The organism is Sphingomonas sp. RS6, from assembly GCF_054489705.1.
Genome location: NZ_JBTMWM010000013.1, coordinates 1 through 18,931, shown reverse-complemented (window position 1 = coordinate 18,931; position 18,931 = coordinate 1). Strand labels below are relative to the sequence as shown.

Here is an 18,931-nt window from a genome sequence, read left to right as displayed (position 1 = left end):
CTGTGTCCTTGCTGGGGCCGACCGGAAGCGGTTGGCGTGAAACCCAGCTAGGCCGTCGGATCGGGCTGCGGACGATGGCGCGAGGCGATAAGGCTTATGCCGCTGCGGAATGACCCGCGAATGCCTGTTCGACGAAGGCGGCAAACCGGCGGGCCTTGGCGCTCATCATCCGACCCGTCGGGAACACCGCCCACAGATCGATCGGCGGCAAGGCCCAGTCGGTGAGGACGCGGCAGACGGCGCCGCTTTCGAGTTCGCGGGCGAACATCCAGTCCGATGCGATGGTGAGCCCCATGTCGGCGAGGACGGCTTCCCGCAGACCCTCTGCCGCGCTCACACGGACCCGGCCATGTACCGCTACCGACGTCTCGGTGCCATTCCGGCTGAAAGACCAGACGCTCGCGGTCTGGCTGTAGACCACGGCCTCATGAGCCGCGACGTCCGCCGGCGTCTTCGGTTCGCCGGCCCGCGCGAGATAGCCAGGCGTCGCAAGGACCGACCGGCCGCCAGTGGCCAATTTCCGTGCAACCGCCGTGGAATCGGCGAGCGCCCCCATCCGCAAAGAGAGGTCGATCCCTTCGGCGACCAGATCGATGACCCGATCGTCGAGGATCACGTCAATCTCGAGTTCGGGATTCTCGGCAAGGAAGCGCGGCAGCAGCGGCACGATGTGGAGCCGCGCGAAGGTCGTTGCGGCCGAAACGCGCAAGCAGCCCGACAGGCCCGCACCCGCACCGCGTGCGGCAAGCTCGGCTTCGTCGGCCTCCTGGATCGCTGCCTTGGCGCGCTCGAAGAAGCGCTGGCCCGCCTCGGTCGGCGAGAGGCCGTGGGTGGAGCGGATCAGCAGACTGACCTGTAGCCGGTTTTCCAACTGCGCGATCGTCTTCGACACGGCGGGCTGACCGACATTGAGCTGGCGAGCGGCCGCCGAGAAGGAGCCGGTCTCCACCACGCGCACGAATGTCGCCATTGCCTGATATCGGTCCACGCCATTCCTCCTTGGAATGGGCGTTATTGCCTCGCGAACCCTGCCATGTCGAGCCGCGAGGGAGCATTTCCAGCTCGTGCTTCGGATCGGCCGATGCACAGCCGGAGTGACCCGTCATGATGACTTGGCTGATGCGCCTGCATCCCGCGCCGCCCGTCCTCGACGGGCTGCTCACCTTCCAGATCACCGGCAGCCCGATCCCGGCGCTGATCGCGTTCACAGCACCAATGCTGCGCGGCCGGATTTCGCTGCTCTCAAGGGACCACTGAATGCTCGACGTCTATGCCTTCGCCACGCCCAACAGCATCAAGGTGCCGATTGCTCTCGAGGAACTCGGGCTGGATTATGCGCTCCATCCGGTCAACGTCCGCAAGGGCGAGCAGAAGGCGCCGGACTTCGTCGTACTGAACCCGAACGCCAAGGTGCCGGTGCTGGTCGACCCCAATGGTGCCGATGGCCAGCTGGTCCTGACCGAATCCGCAGCGATCCTGGTCTATCTCGCCGAGAAGACCGGCAAACTGCTGCCCGCCGCCGGCAAGGGCCGGGCGCGGGTGTTCGAGCAGATCTTCTTCCACGCTTCAGGTCTCGGCCCGGCGTTCGGCCAGTCGGGCTTGTTCCAGCGGCAGGCGGCCGAACCACAGCCGCTCGCAATCCAGCGCTTTTCGACCGAGGCGAAGCGGACGCTGGCCGTCCTCGACGGCGTGCTGGCAGTTCACCGTTTCGTGGCCGGCGACGCCTTCACGATCGCCGACATCGCGCATTTCGGTTGGCTGTGGCGGCGCGAGTTCGCAGGCATCGACTTCGAAGACAGTCCCCACGTCGCCCGCTGGTACGCGGAGATCGAGGCTCGCCCCGCCGTCCAGCGCGCGATCGAGCGCGTCAACGCGCTCATCCCCCAGGCCTGAACCAGATTCCCAAGGAGACTGTCATGTCGAAGCTGTTCACGCCGGTTCGTGCCGGCGCCCTGTCGCTCGGCCACCGCGTCGTTATGGCGCCGCTCACCCGTATGCGGGCGGATCCCGGCGATCGGTCGAGCGCATTGATGGAGGAATATTACAGCCAACGCGCATCCGAGGGTGGCCTCATCATCTCGGAAGCCACGCCCATCTCGCGGCAGGGCTATGGCTATGCTGGCGCTCCCGGCATCTATGATGATGCCCAGATCGACGGCTGGCGCGCGATCACCGACGCGGTGCATGCGAGAGGCGGGCAGATCGCTTTGCAGCTCTGGCATGTCGGTCGCCAGTCGCATCCCGACATCCAGCCGGGCAGCGGCGCGCCGGTCGCCCCCTCCGCGATCCAGGCGGATGGGCATGGCTATTCGGCCGACGGGGAAGTGCCGTTCGCGATGCCGCGTGCGCTGAAGCGTGACGAGATCACCGGTATCGTAGCCGAGTTTGGCGCGGGCGCGACACGCGCGAAGGCGGCGGGATTCGACGGCGTCGAGATCCACGGCGCCAATGGCTATCTGCCCGACCAGTTCCTGCAGGACGGCACCAATAGGCGGACGGATGACTATGGGGGCTCCATCGAGAACCGCGCACGCTTCCTGTTGCAGGCAACCCAGGCCGCAATCGATATCTGGGGTGCTGACCGGGTTGGCGTTCGCCTCAGCCCCAGCGGCACCTACGGCTCGATGTCAGACAGCGATCCCCAGGCCACGTTCGGCTATGTCGCCGGGCGGCTCGATGATCTGGGGATCGCATGGCTCCATGTTGTGGAACCGCGCATCAAGGGCACGGAGCTGATTGCAGACGCGGAGCCGGTCGCAGCCAGGCATCTACGCTCTGTCTTCCGGGGCACGCTGATCGCGGCCGGAGGTTTCGATAGCGCGGGCGCGGAGGCGATCATCACGAGCGGCGACGCCGATGCGGTCGCCTTCGGCCGTGCCTTCATCGCCAACCCCGATCTACCGGAACGGCTGCGGCTCCGTTTGCCGCTCAACCCGTATGATCGCGCCACTTTCTATGGCGGCGATGCTCATGGGTACACCGACTACCCGTCCTACCGCCGCGCCGCCCGACCATCCGTCACGCATTCCGATGGGGAATGACGGTTAGTCGCACAGGCCGCCTGCATCCCCTCTCTGGAATGGCTCATCTTCCCTTCACCGACCTATCCAAGGAGATACATCTTGACCCTGCAATCCAAGCTCGACGCCTTCAAAGCCGATTTCGAGGCCGGCAAGCCGCCCTATAACGTGCCCTATTCGGTGATCGAGACGATGCACCGCGCGACCGCTGAACTGATCGTATCCGGCGCCGCCGGCCGTGCGCTCAAGGCCGGCGACAAGGCGCCCGCCTTCACGCTCAACGATCCCGACGGCCACCCGGTCTCGTCGACCGACCTGCTCGCCAAGGGGCCGCTGGTTGTGAGTTTCTACCGGGGTCTCTGGTGCCCCTATTGCAACATGGAGTTGCAGGCTCTTCAGGCGGCGCTGCCCGATTTCGACGCCCTCGGTGCCAGCCTCGTTGCCATCTCGCCGCAGACGGCGGTGAACAGCCGCAAGTCGGTGCGACAGAATGGCCTCGGCTTCCCGATCCTGTCGGACACGCATAATGATGTTGCTGCCGCCTTCGGCCTGCGCTTCGCGATGCCCGACTATCTGATCGAGCTGTACAAGGGACTGAAGAATGATCTGCCGGCGTTCAACGGCGATCCGAGCTGGACGCTGCCGATGCCCGGCCGCTTCGTGATCGGGCAGGATGGCACGATCCTCTACGCCGAGGTGAACCCGGACTACACCAAGCGTCCCGAGCCACAGGATATGCTCCCGGCTCTTCGCCGCGCCGCCAGCGTCGCTGCCTGACCTGTCCCTTGCCCCGGTCGTCCCGCGCGGCCGGGGCCTGTCTTGAAAGTTTAGCTATGTCCCGCACCTTTCTCGTCACCGGCGCCAGCAAGGGTATCGGCCTTGCGCTGTCCCACCGGCTCGCACGCGACGGTCATCAGGTCGTCGGGATCGCGCGCCATACCACTGCTGAATATCCCGGCACACTGGTCGCGCTCGATCTGAGCGATACGGAAGCCACCCAGGGGCGCCTGACCGAACTGGGCCAGGAATTCGCCTTCGATGGCGTCGTCAACAATGTCGGCCTGGTTCGGCCGCAACGGCTGGGTGCTGTCGAGCTATCCGCGCTTGACGACGTACTGCGCGTCAATCTCCACCCCGCTCTTCAAGCCGTACAGACGTTCCTGCCGGGAATGACCGATCGGGGCTGGGGACGGATCGTCAACATCGCCAGCTTGACAGTGCTCGGTGCTGTCGAGCGGACAGCCTATGCAGCCGCCAAGGCGGCGCTCATCAGCTTCACCCGGAGTTGGGCACTGGAGCTCGCGACCAGCGGGATCACCGTGAACGCAGTGGCACCCGGTCCGACCGAAACCGAGCTTTTCCGCGCCAACAATGCCCCGGGCAGCGAAGGCGAACGCCGGTATCTTGCCGGTTTGCCCATGGGGCGTTTTGGTGCGCCGGATGAAATCGCGGCTGCCGTCGCGTTTCTGCTGTCAGACGACGCTGCTTTCATGACCGGCCAGACGCTTTTCGTGGATGGCGGCGCTTCGATTGGGAAAGCAGCGCTGTAATCTCGATGCGGTGGCGGCCTACGACAACAGGAGCCGGTCGCCACTGCGATGTCGGAGGGCCGCTCTGGTCCAAGAGCTTGCGGCGGGTGCCGACCCAATTCACGACCTTCAGTGGCCGTGCTGTAGATGACTGTCCGTGCCAAAAGCTGCCACCAAATGACGGAGCTTGTCGGGATTACGAACGATATAGATCGCCGCGATGCGCCCATCGCGCACGTCGAGCGCGGTGGTCTGGAGCACGTCACCACGATCGATACTAATATAGCCGGGCAGACCGTTGATCGTAGCGGTGCGCAGTAGCCTCGGTACTGACGTATACTTCCGACGCAACCCAGCGAACAAGCGAAGCGCTCGCTCGATCCCGCGCACCACATTGCGGAAGGCGATCACCTTACCGCCGCCATCGGAATGTATCTCGACATCGCGCGCCAGCATCGCAGACAGTGCGGCAGCATCACCGTCGCGGGCGGCAGCGAAGAAGGCGCGCGCGATCCGATCGGCCTCGGGTGCCTCCACGGTGAAACGCGGTCGCGCATGCTGTACGTGCCTGCGTGCGCGTGAGGCAAGCTGCCGGACAGCGGCGGGCTCGCGTCCCAATGTCGTCGCGACATCGGGGAGCGCCATGTCGAACACGTCGTGAAGCAGGAAGGCGGCACGCTCGAGAGGGGACAGGCGCTCCATTGCAAGCATCAGTGTGAGCGTCACGTCGTCGGCGATCGTCTCCTCTTCCTCAGTAGCACCCATCAAGGGTTCAGGCAGCCAGGCACCGACATAGGTCTCCCGGCGCACCCGGGCGGACTTGAGCTGATCGAGGCATAAGCGGGTGACAATGCGGGTCAGATAGGCCGCTGGCGTGTCAACGCTCTGGGCCGTTGCCGCCCAACGCAGCCAGGCTTCCTGCAGGATATCTTCCGCCTCGCTGAGAGAGCCAAGCATCCGATAGGCGAGACGCAACAGCCTCGGCCGCTCAGCTTCGAAATCGGCGAGACGTTCATCACCGTGCCGCACGAATGGCCCCCATCGACAATGCTTGGCTACTGCGCGCGTCATCGCGCCAGGCCCAGAGGGCAAGAGCGGTCGTCAGCATAGCCGGTAAGGTCACAGCAGGAAAATCCTGGGACAGCGCACCTGTCCCACATATGCCGACCGCTACCTCCCAGAAATGGAAAAGCGCATGGCCGGCAAGCCAGACGGCAGCCGCGCACCACAGGGGAACGCGTGATGCCGGTCGCGCGACACCACTGAGCATCGCGATCGCTACGAGCAGGAAAATTAAGCCGATGTCACGGATGAAATGTTGATTGAACGGACCGGTGGTGGTGACGCCGGGCACCGCAAAGTACCAATTCGCTGGTGAGATCAGCATAAAGGCGCCATTTATAGCGGACGCAAGACCGAGCACTGAGGCCAGCCCGAGCGGAAGATTCCGGCTCATGCGGCGCTCTCCTGCGACTGAGCGGCAAGCCACTCATCGAAGCGCGTGGGTGCAATCCGCGGATTTTCGCCCGGGACCAGCGTCCGGTCGTCAGCGGGCGCGCCGAAATAGTCGCGTTCGGCGGCAGCGCTGATCCGGCGCGGATCGTCGCGATTGCCGAGCCAGCTAGCCGTAAACTCGGCCAGCGGTGCGCGCTCCGGTCCTGCCACTTCGATGATGCCACCGGCCGGGGCAGCTGTGGCTATCTGAGCAAGTAGCGCCGAGACATCGGATGCGGCGACCGGCTGGAGCGCGATCGCTGGCAGGTACACGGTGTCGCCCCGCGTATAGCCGTCCGCGATGGTGGACATGAACTCAAAGAACTGTGTGGCGCGCACGATCGTGTAGGGTACGCCACCGCTGGCGATCAGTTGCTCTTGCGCCAGCTTGGCACGAAAATAGCCCGATGCTTGAAGGCGATCGGTCCCCACCACCGAAAGTGCGACGACGTGTTGCACGCCTGCTTCGCGTGCTGCTTCGAACAAGTTGGTTGTCGTGCCGCGGAAGAAAGCGAGAGCGGCCTCGTCCTCGAACGATGGGGCATTGCTGACATCGACCACGACGGCGGCATCCGTCAGCGCTTGTGCCAGGCCGAAGCCAGTCAGCGCATCGATGCCGGTGCTCGGTGAAGCGGTGACGACCTCATGGCCCTCGGCCCGCAGCAGTCCGACGAGGGGCCTACCGATCAGACCGGTGCCGCCGATGATAACGATCTTCATGTCCATGTCTCCGATGCAAGTGTCTGCCTGCATGACGAGATGGCCACCACCGGTGTGACATGGGACGACAGCGGGAACGAAAAATTATCGGCGCCATGATGTCACAATGCCCCGGCCTACCTCGTCACGTCAGCGAGCGCCGATGCCCGGCGCGGGTGACGAGGAAAGCAAGCATGACCGACATGAAGCGTTTGAACTGGTCGGAAATCGCCCCTGAAGGCGCCAAGGCCCTGTTCGGAGTCCATCATTATGTGACCAAGAAGATAGATCTTCCTGGAGAGCTGATCCATCTGGTGTTCCTGCGGGTTTCGCAAATCAACGGGTGCGCCCATTGCATCGATATGCACACTCGCGACCTGCTCAAGACCATGGCGATCGACAAGGTCGCGCTGGTCCCTGTCTGGGCTGAGGTGCCGCACCTGTTTTCCGACCAGTATCGAGCAGCGCTGGCCTGGGCCGAGGAAGTGACCAACATCAGCACGACCCATGCTTCGGACAAAGCATATGCGGCTGCTGCCGCCGCCTTTGCTGAAAAGGATTTGGTCGATCTCACACTAGTTATTGCGGCGATGAACGCGTTCAATCGTCTTGGCGCGCCATTTCGCCTTCCCGTCGCCGCGAAGCCATAGGCTCTGAAAGGGGGGGGAGCAACCTTTGCTTTCCTCTTCGGCGGCACGCGACCAACTTGAGCCGTTCAACGGCGCGCGCGTGAATGGCCGCTCCTGCCGGAACCCGCCATTCCTATTCCTTTGAGCGGTCCGGCAGCAGCGCGCCCCAATTTCGGCCATCCCGCCTGACCGCTGACGATCTCGAGAGCCGGCGTTCTTTCGGACTTTTCCCCAAAACGGCAACGAATAGCTTGGCGACTCGAGCGGACGCGACGTAGCAAGCACGCGGGCGTTCCGCAGAGGACGACGCCATTTTTGGGGGGATTCGTGGCTTTACCGAAACCTGTCGGACGTCAGCGCGAGGTCGTATACCTTCCGACGCAGGGTCATCAGGTAATTTTGGGCACAGCGGGAAGCGGTAAGACTTCGATGGCAGTCCTGCGGGCGGCGCTGCTGTCGAATGCCAGCTTCCCCGGGTCCGGCAAGACGCTTCTGATCACCTTCAACAAGACGTTGGGGACCTATATCCGCTTCCTCGCGGCCGATATTCTGCGCGGTGTCACGGTCGAGAATTTCCATCGCTTTGCCCGCGGATATCTGAGCGCCCGGGGCCAAATGACCGGAACGTCGATCCTGCCGACCAACCGCTATGCGGGGCTCGTCCAGCAAGCGGTCGCGAATATCGCCGCAGATCATGATCGCCACGCATTTTTCAACCGGCCGGCTTCGTTCTTTGAAGATGAGATCCGTTGGTTGTCGCGGCACGGAATCGTGAGCGCGGAGGATTATTCCTCGACGAGCAGGACGGGGCGCGCCGACGCGCGCCTTGTCCGTTCGCTGCGGCCGACAATGTGGAAGATTCTTGAGGAATATCGCAGGCTGCGCGGCGAAGCCGGTTACCGTTATGACGTCGATGATATTGCAACCGCAGTCGCGAATGCGTTCGATGCTGATACCGGACCCCGATTCTACAAGCACGTCATCGTCGACGAGGGGCAGGACCTCTCCCCGGAGATGCTCCGCGCCTTGTCCAAGGCGGTGCCGAAGGACGGTTCGTTCACGTTCTTCGGTGATGTGGCGCAGCAGATCTACGGCAACCAGATGACCTGGAGATCGGCGGGATTGAGCCCGCCGAAAATCTGGTATTTCGAAGAGAATTATCGCAACACGCAGGCCATCGCGGACTTGGCGTTGGCGATCTCGCGCATGCCCTATTATGCCGGGGAGGCCGACCTGGTCGCACCCAAGCAGCCCGCAGCCGAAGGCCCCAAGCCCACTCTGGTGCATTTCACGGATCGCGACGAAGAAATAGCCTTCGTGGTCGATCGTGCCACGCGCTTCGCCAGAACCCGAAGCGTGGCGATCCTGACGCGAACGCGAGAGCAGGCTCGGGTGTTCATCTCGAAGCTCCCCGATGCGCGGCCGCTCACCGATTCACTGTCGATCTGGAAGGAGGCTTCGGGGGTCTGGATTGGCACGCTTCACAGCGGCAAGGGCCTTGAATTCGATAGCGTCATCCTGCCGCACCTTTCGGAGGCGGAACTCCCGCATCCTCTTGCAGTCGAGAAGACCGGCCTGGAGGACGCTACCGCGACGGACGGCCGCATCCTCTACGTAGGCGTAACCCGTGCGCGGACGGCACTGCTCCTCACCTATACCGGGGAGCGGACGCCGCTGCTCCCGCCGACCCGATCGCTCTACGTGGAAGTCGAAGGATGATCGAAGCCATTCAACGGGATATCGCGCAACGAGGCATCACCCGGCTATGCCACTTCACGCCCTCGCGCAGCCTCGCCCATATCCTGGCTGGCGGCGCCGGCATCCTGCCCTCCAGGTTGCTCGCCGAGGAGGATCGCTTGCTCTTCAACCCGACCGATCTCCAGCGCCTCGACGGCCACCCGGATCATATCTGCTGCTCGATCGAATATCCGAACGCGTGGTATCTCGACCGTGCCCGGAAGGGCGAAATCCTGTTTCGAGACTGGGTCGTGATCTTCATCGATCCGGACGTACTCGCGTCCGAGGGGACCTTGTTCTGTCCGCGGAATGCCGCTGCCGGCTACGGCGCCTATATTAGCGCGGGGTATGATGCCTTCGCCAGCATGTACGCGCTGTCGGTCCCCGGCGCGCAAGGAAAGGTGCGCGGCCGTACCCTACTGCATCTGCCCTGCTCGCCGACCGATGACCAGGCGGAGGTGCTTGTCCCGGATTCGATCCCACCGGCCAGCATCAGGGCGATCGGACTCTCGAGCGAGGAGCAAGCGCAGATCGAGCGCGTCCGGCTCGAGATTCTGGGTATTGACGTCGGCGACCTGAAGTTTGTGGTATCCCCCACCTTGTTCGACAAGTACGCTCTCAGCAACGCCATCCGAGCGGGGCAAAGACCATCCGAAACGCCGTGGACTGCATGACCGACCGTTTAGCTCTCGATGATGATGGCAGCATCGTGTTCCGCCCAAGGCGCGACCGCGCGGAAGGCGCATTTCTAGGTGCTGCGGTCGGGGATGCGCTGGGTTGGCCGCACGAAATGCGTGCCTCCCGTACGGGCGGCAACCGAAAATCGCCTACTCTCGGTTTCGAGGCTTGGACGAAGCGCTCCGGGGGGCGCTTCCAGCCGCATGAGGAGGCGATAGGCCCTGGAAGCTACAGCGACGACACCCAGCTGATTCTGGCTTGCGCGCGGTCGTTGCTGCGCGACCCGACTTCGTGGTGGCTGCTCTTCGCCACGCAGGAGCTCCCACTGTGGACGCTTTACCAGCGCGGCGGCGGCGGCGCGACCAAGCGCGCGGCAACCAGCTGGCTCGCGGGCCGTGCGCCGTGGGACGCCAAGCCCGAAGAGGTCGATCGGTATCTCGCGGCCGGCGGTAATGGCGTCGCCATGCGGATCCTGCCGCACTGTCTTCGCCGCGTTGGCGATGCTGGCTTCTCCGCGCTTGCGGCCGACATCATGACCGATGGCGTCACGACCCACGGTCACCCGCGCGCTCTCGTCGGAGCACTGGCCTATGGCTATGGGCTCTGGGAGGCGCTGCGGCAGCGCGGAACGCTCGGCTATGGCCAGCTCCTTGATGTCGTCAGCTCGAACCGGGAAGCGTGGGGCGCCGTGCCCTCGGTTACGGAGCGCTGGCCTGGCTGGGGCGACATCGCCGATCGCTCTAGTGCCTATCGCGCGCAGTGGACAGACGCGGTACGGGAGCAACTCGACTTGCTCGACCAGTGTCTCGCTGGGCTCGCGGGCGGCGTTGCCGTGATCGATGAGGACGTGCTCAAGAAGCTGGGCTGCTTTGACAAGCGCGTGAATGGATCGGGCACGGTCAATGCAGCCGCGGCGCTATTCCTCGCCTCACGGCACGCGGCCGATCCGGTCGAAGGTGTGAAGCAGGCCGCGCTCGCCGAAGGGGCGGACACCGACACGCTCGCCTCCATGACCGGCGGACTGCTCGGTGCGGCGATCGGCCTTGAATGGCTTTCGCCTTACCTCCGCGATCTCCAGGATCGTGAAATGATCCGTCGTACGGCGGACGAGATTTACGACCTTCCTGAAGATGCCGCCCCTCGCGCCGGGCATCGCCCCGTTACCAAGCCGGCGCTCGCCGCGTTCCTCTCGGAACTTGCGGCGCTTCGCGAGCCGTCTTCGATCCGACTTCCCAATGGGCTGACCGCCCGCGCCGAGGGTTGGGACGGCATCATCCCAAAGTCACCGTCGCTCACTGCAAACGCGTGGCAGCTGACGCTCGAGGACGGGCAAACGCTTTTCGTCAAGAAACTCGGCAAAAGATCGGGTCGAGCGGTCGAACGGCTCGGAACCGATCCCGAACTCGGCTTCCGCTCGCCCGCGGAGATGCCGGCTCCGTTGCACTTGGGGCTTCGGCTGGTGGTTGCGGATCTTGGCCGGTCCGTCGCCTTCTACCGCGAAGTCTTGGGTCTTCGGATTGGCAAGCGAACCGCGAAGTCGGTGAACCTCGGTGGCGTCTTGTCGATCGTCGAAGCCGGCCAGATCGAAGCTGTGACCGACCACGTCACGGTCTTCGCCGAAGTCGCTGACGTCCGGCGAAGCTACGCTGCCTATGAGCGGTTTATGCCGGAAGGTCCGTCTCGTCTCGATGAACGTGACGACCGTACGCGGCTACAGTGCCTCGACCCGGACGGGTATCGCGTAGAGATCTATCAAATGCGGCGGCACGCAGCCGACAGCTAGTTGCGGTTTGGCCGGGCGGTCTGGGTGACGTGATCGCGTTGCGGCGATCATCGCGACATAGCGATCGTAGCTTCTGGCGTATTTCCCGGCGCGGGCTTCCGAAATGCCGACGTGTTCTAGTTTTCCGCAGTTCGCGATCCGGTGCCCGAAAGCAGTCAGACCGTAATCGGCCCAAAAAACTCCGCCATGAGATTCGGCACAGAATGGGTAGCAGGGATCAGTGCCGGGTCATGGGGGTGCCAGCCTCGAACGACAGCGCTGCGCCCCAGAGCGGCGATTTCGTGAAGACCCTCATCTCCTCCTGAAGCAGGCCGAGCCACGCCAGCGGGCGCAGCACATGCACATAGACGAGTGACGGATCGCCGCCGAAGTCTCGATCTGTTACGCTTGCCGCGATGTTGATGGCGCTCAGGATCGACAGCCAGTCCACTTCGGTGGTGGCCAGCAAATGCTGCGCCAGCGCAAGCCAGAGGCTCCCGGGATGGGCGAGTAGGTCTTTGCCGAGCTTGGTGATGTGGAGGAAGCCTTTGCGTCGCCGCACGAGCTTACCTGCAAGCAGAAGGTCGTGAAGGGCATAGAGAGGCGGAAAGTCGTGCTCATTGAGCACCTTGTTGATGGCGTACAGGTCCTCAGGTCGGTAGCCGGGCCAATCGAAGGCTTCGACAGCCAAGGTCACAAAATAGCGCTTCAGCGCATAATTCGGAGTCAAGCCAATGGGGCCCGTCTCGACGAGATGGCGCAAGGTCAGCACGGCTGCGCGGTGCAGGGGCGACAGATCGAGGTGCGCTGCCGGAAGATGGAATTCGATCCTCATGTGCCCCGTGTGCCTTCCGGCTGGTGTCGGGACAAGAGCGGCGCGGCGAGCGCGTTTTCCGGGTGGCCAATCATGGCCGAGGAGAACGACAATGGGATATTCACAATATGATGCGCCGGTCCAAGCTCGTCCAGCCTGGAACGCGGGCAAGACCGTCGGAACCAAGCGACCGCTTACGCAGAAACAGATCTGGGCTGTCCGCTTTTTTCTTGACCGGGAAGGGCGTGCCCGGGACCGCGCCCTTTTCGACCTTGCGATCGATAGTAAACTTCGCGGATGTGACCTGGTGAAAATCAAGATTGGAGACATTTTCTCTGGGGCGGAGATACGGACCCGGGCGATCGTCGTGCAACAGAAGACTGGCCGACCTGTGCAGTTCGAGCTGACCGCCGATGTCCGGACGAGCCTCTTGGCATGGCTCGAACGACGGGGCGGAAGTGTCGCCGACTATGTGTTTCCCAGTCGTGTCGATCACGCCAATCACATGAGTACGCGCCAATACGCGCGATTGGTCGATGAGTGGGTAACCGCCATCGGCTTGCGCCGCACCGAGTATGGCACGCACTCGCTGCGGCGAACCAAGGCAGCCATGATCTACCGCGCCACTGGCAACGTCCGCGCCATCCAGATTCTGCTTGGGCATACGAAGATCGAAAACACGGTACGCTACCTCGGGGTCGACATCGAAGACGCGCTCCTCCTCGCTGAGCGGACCGAAATCTGACGGCGGAGCGGTCGTTCGATGTTCCGGGAGCGACCGCTCCAAGCAGGTCGTAGCCAGCGCGCCAGCGCCTGCCATTGGGACATTTCGGCCGTTCCTAGGCCACAGGTTGAACGTCGGCCTTTGCCAGCAGTTGACGTTCAGTGCTCGTTCGCATGGCGTTGTTCTATGAGTGAAGCTGGACCGATTGCGGACTGACGGTTTTCAGATGATCGCGACACGATAGCTGCCGTTGCCGGCGGTAGCTCCATTTTGCGGTTCCGACCCAATCCGCACCGTTCATGGGCAATCGGCGGCCCGCCCGTAAGCCGCCTATGCAACAAAATGGGTAATAGGGTTGCGCGGATAAACTTTCGAGCAGGCTTTGACTGGCCGCGTTTAGCGAGTCTCCTGCCTGCCCAACGGATCAACTAAGAAGGGCGAAGTGCCCTCCAGCCAGCGCTTCGCATCACGCTACATGCCGCCCCTTATCCGCGACGTTGCCCGCTTCCTTTGTTCAACGTTGTTCCCTTTCGGCGAGGCAATGCTAGGCTGTCGCAGTTGATGAGGGGAATATGAGGCCCCGCAATGACCGCACTTTATCGGTCGTGGGTACGGAACTGTGGTGGAATAGGTGCCACGATCTGATCGTGGCCACTGTTCGCCGTGATGCGATAGGATCTGTGAAGGACAGGGGCAGGGCTGATATGGAGCTAGGGGGCGGGGATCACTTAAACGGAGGGGGCCGTACAGTTCCGCTAATCGGCCAGCGTGAGCCTGGTTCGCGCTATCGCAACGCGCTGAGGCTCCTCTTCATCCTCGCTCAGGGAAGTGAGCCGACCGAAATTCCTACCGACGACGCGGTCCGCATCTTCAGGGCCGAGAAACGCCTGATGGCGATGGATTTCCTCGTTCGGTATCCTGACTATCTCGCCGATGCACTGCTGGATCTATACGAGCAAACCGGCGAACAGGAATTGCTGGAAGAGGTTCGGCAAATATTTCTTAAGGAAGAGCCATCCGTCCGACTGGTGCGCATGGTTCGATGGCGGCACGGCGCGTATCAAAACGTCGACGATGCGCTATCGATGTTGAGCTATTACGGCTTGGTGAGACCGATGCAATTGTCAGATGGCGACGGAAAGGTCAGGCGATATGAGTATCTGATCTCCGCTAAGGCGCTCGCGTTTCTTGAGGATATAGTGCGAGAGCATCCTGAATTGGCGTGGTACAGGGATCGCCTAGAGCTGGTGATGCGCATCGCGCACGGAAAGAGCGGCTCCGCGCTCAAAGAGTGGCAATACGAACATCCCGAATATGGAAACACGATGCACGGCGACATCATCGGGAGTATCAGCTCGCAGGTCGAGAAGCGGCTCGCCAAGATCGATGAGGCGAACGCATGAAAAAGACAGCCGCCGTTGAAATGACCGAGCTTGGCTGGGTCAAGGCGATTGCTGAGCATTGCAACCTCGATATCGGCGACGTTCGTCAGGTTCTGCTCAAATATGGCATCCGCGCGCAGACAACCCCACCGCGCTCAAAGAGCCTGCGCTTTGAAAGCATTAAATTTAGCGGGGTGCGGTCTGAATCAACGCCCGCCGGGCCGTTCAGCCTCTCATGGCTGGATCTTGATGCCGGCATCTACGCGGTGATGTCGGAGCGTAATCTCCGTGGCAAATCCTCGATCCTGAATATGTTGAACGCCGCAATCCGCGGTGATTTTCCCGGCCGGATCAAATCCGATATCTGGAAATGGCTGCAAGCGCTGGAGGTGCGGTTTCGCATCGATAGCGTGCTCCACCGTCTGGAGCTTGAAAAGGACGCTGGCGAGGAGAAGGCCGCACAGGCCCGCGCATACCTCAGCCGCAGCGAGGACGGCCATCAATGGGTGACCCTTTACAGCGGTGACGCTGCAGAGGGTCTAAAGGCGCAAACCGAACAGTTGATGATGGAGGAACTCGATTTCCCTGTCATCTATGCCCACAACAAGAATACCGGTGGCCATGCGCATGGATGGCCGCTGATATCGTCCGCCTTCTATCTGTCCAGTTCGGTCGAACCGAAGGCGCTGTTTGGTGATCTGCCGGTCGACGGCATTCCTCTGCGTCTTCTCCAACTCTTCATCGGCCTTCCCTGGGTCTCAACGTACAGCGCAGCGTTGACCGCGCAAAAGCAGATCGAGCAGGGGATTGCCAATCGCCCGAGCCAAGCCGGGACGGCGACGGTTCTAAAGACCAGACTGCTTGAGGTGGAAGAACAGCTGGCGGAAGCAAAAAAGGCGCGCGGTCCCGACAATCGAAGCGACTTAAGGCTGCAACTGGCGCGGCTTGACGAGACCATTGCTGCGGATCGCAGACAGGCCCGTGACGCCAATACCGTGATGGAGGCAGATGAGACCAGTCTCGGTGCGATATCGGAGAGCTTCGAAACCGCCAGGCGACGGCTCAAGCTTCTGGAGGAAGAGCGTTCCGCAGGATACTCGTTTCGGCAGTTGAGCCCGTCCTGCTGCCCTGCCTGCGAGGGCCAGTTCGAGATTGCCACGACGAAATCGTCGTCGGACGCCAGCTGCGCATTGTGCAAAAACGTGCTCCCTGCCGAGGACGTTGAAGCAGGCGATGATCGTATCGCCGATGCGAAGCATCTGGTCACGGAACTCACGCGATCCGTCGAACAGGCGAAAACTAAGCAGAAGCGGTCCGAAGCCGATGCCCTTGCCAAGAGCGAGCGGCTTCGTCTCAACATGGCTGAGGCACGGCGGGTGCAGGACCAGCTATCGGCCTTGCCCGTCGATCCAGACAACCGGGTGATCGAACTCGGAGCACAGGCCAAACAGCTGCAGGAGCTGCTTTCCGCGCTGCAACTGCCATCGGCCGAAGACAGTGAGGCGCAAGTCGATCTTCAAATCCTGCGTGCCGCCAGTGAGATCAGCAAAGCGTCGATGACCGCCTTGCAGGAGGATATTCTGGGCGAACTCACGGGCGCCGTGATGAGCCTCGCAACGAAGTTCGGCGTGTCGCATCTGACGAGCATGCATCTCGATAATGGCGGCAAGCTGAAAGTGCGTCAGGGCGGTGCCGATACGTTCTTCACCGGCCTAACCATGGGCGAGAAACTACGCATCAAGATCGCGATCGCGTTGGCGGCGGTCGAGGTAGCCCAGCGTCGCGGCCATGGACGTCACCCTGGTCTGCTGATCATCGATTCACCGGCTTCCGAAGAGGTGGTGAGCAAGGATTTCGAGCAGATGCTCGATAGTGTCGCGGCGGCAGCGCGAAGCATCGGCGGAATTCAGATTATCATTGGCACGATTGCGCGCGAGGCGGTGGAAGCCGTGGTGCCCGACACGCACCGGTTGCACGCCAAGGGAGAGGCCTATCTCTTCTGATCCATCGCCCATCGACGATGTCGTCATCCTGCGCACTCCACTTAGAGATCGCATTCTCGATCCAGGCACCACGTCGGAACCGACCCTGCTACAGGCGATCGATGAGCTTCCCGACAACATAGCGCGCACTGATGCATTTCTGTGGCTCGCGCGGTGGGCGGACGCATCGTCCGTCCAGGCGGCGCTTGTTCGCCTGCTTGAGCGCGAAGACGATGCGACGTCCCTGGCCGAGATGATCGATGGTCTGGAGAGCCTCGCACCCATTCCGCCAGCATTGGCCCAACTGATATGGGATGTCCTGCGACCGCGCTTCGAAGCACGGTCGGAACATAGCTGGATGCGGTGCCATGCGCTGCGCGGCGGCCTTCTCGTGGTACAGAACAGCCCCAGCCTGATCCGCCGCTTGCAGGCCTATATCCTTGACGTGGATGCGCAGGATGACGGCGCGTACCTCCGGCATGTGGCTAAAGTCACTGGCGTTATTCTGCGTCGATATCCAGACGACGATTTCAGGGCGGTTCTTCGTGTCCTGGCCGACGTTGAGGCATCGGCGGATGAGGCAACTCTTGAACTAGGCCTGGACCGGTTGCGGCAAAGTTTGGTGGCGCAAACCGAAACTGACGTATCGTCCGCCCTGGCTGACGCGCATGAATGGTTTGAACGCTCGCTGGCGTCCAGCGAGAACAGGCCGGATGCTCAGCTCTATGAAGCCTGTGCGTCTGTTCTGATAGCGGCACAGGCTGGCGGCTTGGACAGCACGCTGCATCGGCGATTGCCCGAATTGCGCCGACATGCCTTCGAATACTCCGCTTATGCCGTAGCATCGCACGGCACGACATCCTGGCTCAGGGGGGATCCGCAGGAGCGGTTCCACTGGCTGTCGATGGCTTCGAAACTGGCGACACTCGCTCGTTCCTTCACGAAAGACATCTGGCTCCATGCCAATCTCGTAATCGAGGAGGAGCTGCTAGCGATCTTCTTCGTCGGCGAGCGCATCTTTGGTCGATCGGACGCCGGCGGCATGAACCTGCTGGCGCGCAACGCCATTGTCACTGCATTGCGGCGTCGAAGCTTCTACGTCGAAGCGATCGACCAGTGGCTGGCCGAGAATGGCGACAGCCCTCTCGCGCCGGCAGTGGGGCAGATGCGGGACACGGTTCGCCAGACCGTCGTCGATGGAATCCACCGGCGCCCTTTTGACGAAGCGGCAGAAGTCCGCATCGCCGATCTGCTGAGGAAGTCCGGAGTCGATGCGGCGACTGCCGCGATGACGGCCGCGCAGATCGAAGTAGCGGTCGATCGCAACCAGCAAATAGCGCCAGTTTGGCAACGGCTGATGGAAGACCTGTCCGGATGTGCCGACATCGATCGCGGTCCGGCGAAGGCATTGCTCGAGACTATGTGTACACTGATGGTTCGTTTCCTCGAGTTCCGCGCCAACGTCGGCACCGCGACCGACCCTTCCAGCGAATACGTCTTCCGCCGCGGTTGCGATCTGCCGGTCGAGCACGATCTACAGCTGGATTTCCTGAAGTTCCTGTCATCGACCGACACTCCGTCGATACAGGCGGAGGCCCGCGACACAGGTGGCGGGCGATCGGACATCGCCATCGCATTTCGCGGCCTCAAGACGATCGTCGAGGTCAAGAAGGACGACAATGTTCCTGACAACAAGACGCTGGCACGGCGTTATGCAGGACAAGCGACCGGCTATCTCACGACCGGTGTCCGTTTCGGCTTTCTACTCGTCCTCGACCTCACCGATCGTGCGGGACATCAGCCACATATTTCCGAGCAGATCAGCGTCGAGCGCAAGACGCCCACTGGCTCCGACGTAGAATATCATGTGATCACCGCACGGATTCAGGGGAAACGGAAAACGCCACATCAGCTTCGCTAGCACGCCGTCCGCGGAGGAGATGCGTGAACGACCGTTGTCCTTGGTCGGATTCATCACGGCAAGAAAGCCCACTCTTGAGCATCGAGTTCTGGCAACGGCTGACGTTCGAGTAACCTCGCCGGAACGCCGGGAATGTCCCGTACATGGTCATTCACCGATCCCCGCAGTGTCTTGTGAATGAACGACGGGTATTGGGATCGTCGATTGGCGACTGGAATGGCTTAGATTGGGGCGCTTTGCTGCCAGGCGGCTCCGCACGAAGCGAATGGCGGGTCCTTTCAGAAGCTGCCGTTCAAAGCCCGAACGGCGAACGACGCCATCTAGTCGCTAGCTGCCGAACGATCGTGGGACATCTCCCACGTTCGTAGTTGCCCAACCCGTTCGCGTTTGTGCTTCGAACCCGATTTACGAGAAGGGGAGTGGGGCCTGTCCCCTGGGGCTCCATTTTTGTTGCAGTGCGGTAAGTGATTGTTTTAAAAAACGCATTCCGATCCATTCGATTCCTGCAACCGCACCATCCACCTCTCCACACAGATCCATGAACGTTCAAAACTGGCAGA

18 protein-coding genes are annotated in these 18,931 nt (G+C 62.3%); 13 read left to right on the top strand and 5 right to left on the bottom strand.

Translation table 11 applies throughout. The annotated features are described in order from the left end of the window. Positions 1–94: 94 nt before the first annotated feature. Positions 95–988, bottom strand: a complete 894-nt coding sequence (locus ACX40Y_RS17135) for a LysR family transcriptional regulator (protein WP_459120789.1) — start codon at positions 986–988, stop codon at positions 95–97. Positions 989–1,104: 116 nt separating this feature from the next. Here ACX40Y_RS17135 and ACX40Y_RS17130 point away from each other — a divergent pair, with 116 nt between their 5' ends. The 5 genes from ACX40Y_RS17130 (at position 1,105) to ACX40Y_RS17110 (ending at position 4,570) form a co-directional block, all read left to right on the top strand. Beyond that, a complete protein-coding gene (locus tag ACX40Y_RS17130; RefSeq protein WP_459120788.1) occupies positions 1,105–1,257 on the top strand; it encodes a hypothetical protein in 153 nt (50 codons plus the stop codon). Continuing rightward, on the top strand, positions 1,258–1,893 hold the full coding sequence (locus tag ACX40Y_RS17125) for a glutathione S-transferase family protein (RefSeq protein WP_459120787.1): 636 nt from the start codon (positions 1,258–1,260) through the stop codon (positions 1,891–1,893). It abuts the gene before it with no gap. A 23-nt stretch (positions 1,894–1,916) separates the two neighbouring features. Beyond that, positions 1,917–3,041, top strand: coding sequence for an alkene reductase (locus tag ACX40Y_RS17120; protein WP_459120786.1), 1,125 nt, complete (start codon positions 1,917–1,919; stop codon positions 3,039–3,041). An 81-nt stretch (positions 3,042–3,122) separates the two neighbouring features. Next, entirely contained in the window at positions 3,123–3,797 is a 675-nt protein-coding gene (locus ACX40Y_RS17115) for a peroxiredoxin-like family protein (protein ID WP_459120785.1), read from the top strand. Positions 3,798–3,853: 56 nt separating this feature from the next. Beyond that, complete coding sequence (locus tag ACX40Y_RS17110; RefSeq protein ID WP_459120784.1) at positions 3,854–4,570, top strand: SDR family oxidoreductase; 717 nt, start codon at positions 3,854–3,856, stop codon at positions 4,568–4,570. Positions 4,571–4,678: 108 nt separating this feature from the next. Here the strand turns inward: ACX40Y_RS17110 and ACX40Y_RS17105 are convergent, their stop codons facing one another. Genes ACX40Y_RS17105 through ACX40Y_RS17095 form a run of 3 tightly spaced genes read right to left on the bottom strand, consistent with a single transcriptional unit; the run spans position 4,679 to position 6,763 of the window. Further along, positions 4,679–5,578: a sigma-70 family RNA polymerase sigma factor gene (locus ACX40Y_RS17105; RefSeq protein ID WP_459120783.1), complete on the bottom strand. Its 900-nt coding sequence runs from the start codon at positions 5,576–5,578 to the stop codon at positions 4,679–4,681. Beyond that, positions 5,565–6,005 (bottom strand): hypothetical protein, encoded by a 441-nt coding sequence (locus tag ACX40Y_RS17100; RefSeq protein WP_459120782.1) that lies wholly within the window; start codon positions 6,003–6,005, stop codon positions 5,565–5,567. The genes ACX40Y_RS17105 and ACX40Y_RS17100 overlap by 14 nt, the downstream gene beginning before the upstream one ends. Further along, entirely contained in the window at positions 6,002–6,763 is a 762-nt protein-coding gene (locus ACX40Y_RS17095) for an SDR family oxidoreductase (protein ID WP_459120781.1), read from the bottom strand. The genes ACX40Y_RS17100 and ACX40Y_RS17095 overlap by 4 nt, the downstream gene beginning before the upstream one ends. Before the next feature lie 173 nt (positions 6,764–6,936). Here ACX40Y_RS17095 and ACX40Y_RS17090 point away from each other — a divergent pair, with 173 nt between their 5' ends. The 4 genes from ACX40Y_RS17090 to ACX40Y_RS17075 all read left to right on the top strand — a co-directional run bounded on the left by ACX40Y_RS17090 (position 6,937) and on the right by ACX40Y_RS17075 (position 11,569). Beyond that, positions 6,937–7,392, top strand: coding sequence for a carboxymuconolactone decarboxylase family protein (locus tag ACX40Y_RS17090; protein ID WP_459120780.1), 456 nt, complete (start codon positions 6,937–6,939; stop codon positions 7,390–7,392). A gap of 306 nt (positions 7,393–7,698) precedes the next feature. Then, positions 7,699–9,090: a 3'-5' exonuclease gene (locus ACX40Y_RS17085; protein WP_459120779.1), complete on the top strand. Its 1,392-nt coding sequence runs from the start codon at positions 7,699–7,701 to the stop codon at positions 9,088–9,090. Beyond that, on the top strand, positions 9,087–9,782 hold the full coding sequence (locus tag ACX40Y_RS17080) for a DarT ssDNA thymidine ADP-ribosyltransferase family protein (protein ID WP_459120778.1): 696 nt from the start codon (positions 9,087–9,089) through the stop codon (positions 9,780–9,782). Before ACX40Y_RS17085 ends, ACX40Y_RS17080 begins: the two co-directional genes overlap by 4 nt. Next, positions 9,779–11,569, top strand: a complete 1,791-nt coding sequence (locus tag ACX40Y_RS17075; protein ID WP_459120777.1) for an ADP-ribosylglycohydrolase family protein — start codon at positions 9,779–9,781, stop codon at positions 11,567–11,569. The genes ACX40Y_RS17080 and ACX40Y_RS17075 overlap by 4 nt, the downstream gene beginning before the upstream one ends. 217 nt (positions 11,570–11,786) lie before the next feature. Here ACX40Y_RS17075 and ACX40Y_RS17070 read toward each other — a convergent pair whose 3' ends face one another. Then, entirely contained in the window at positions 11,787–12,383 is a 597-nt protein-coding gene (locus ACX40Y_RS17070) for a hypothetical protein (RefSeq protein WP_459120776.1), read from the bottom strand. Positions 12,384–12,474: 91 nt separating this feature from the next. Here ACX40Y_RS17070 and ACX40Y_RS17065 point away from each other — a divergent pair, with 91 nt between their 5' ends. The 4 genes from ACX40Y_RS17065 (at position 12,475) to ACX40Y_RS17050 (ending at position 18,371) form a co-directional block, all read left to right on the top strand. Further along, on the top strand, positions 12,475–13,107 hold the full coding sequence (locus ACX40Y_RS17065; RefSeq protein ID WP_459120775.1) for a tyrosine-type recombinase/integrase: 633 nt from the start codon (positions 12,475–12,477) through the stop codon (positions 13,105–13,107). Between the two features lie 659 nt (positions 13,108–13,766). Continuing rightward, positions 13,767–14,489 (top strand): hypothetical protein, encoded by a 723-nt coding sequence (locus tag ACX40Y_RS17060; RefSeq protein WP_459120774.1) that lies wholly within the window; start codon positions 13,767–13,769, stop codon positions 14,487–14,489. After that, entirely contained in the window at positions 14,486–16,471 is a 1,986-nt protein-coding gene (locus tag ACX40Y_RS17055) for a hypothetical protein (RefSeq protein WP_459120773.1), read from the top strand. Before ACX40Y_RS17060 ends, ACX40Y_RS17055 begins: the two co-directional genes overlap by 4 nt. Positions 16,472–16,703: 232 nt before the next feature. Beyond that, complete coding sequence (locus tag ACX40Y_RS17050; RefSeq protein ID WP_459120772.1) at positions 16,704–18,371, top strand: hypothetical protein; 1,668 nt, start codon at positions 16,704–16,706, stop codon at positions 18,369–18,371. Positions 18,372–18,931: the final 560 nt, after the last annotated feature.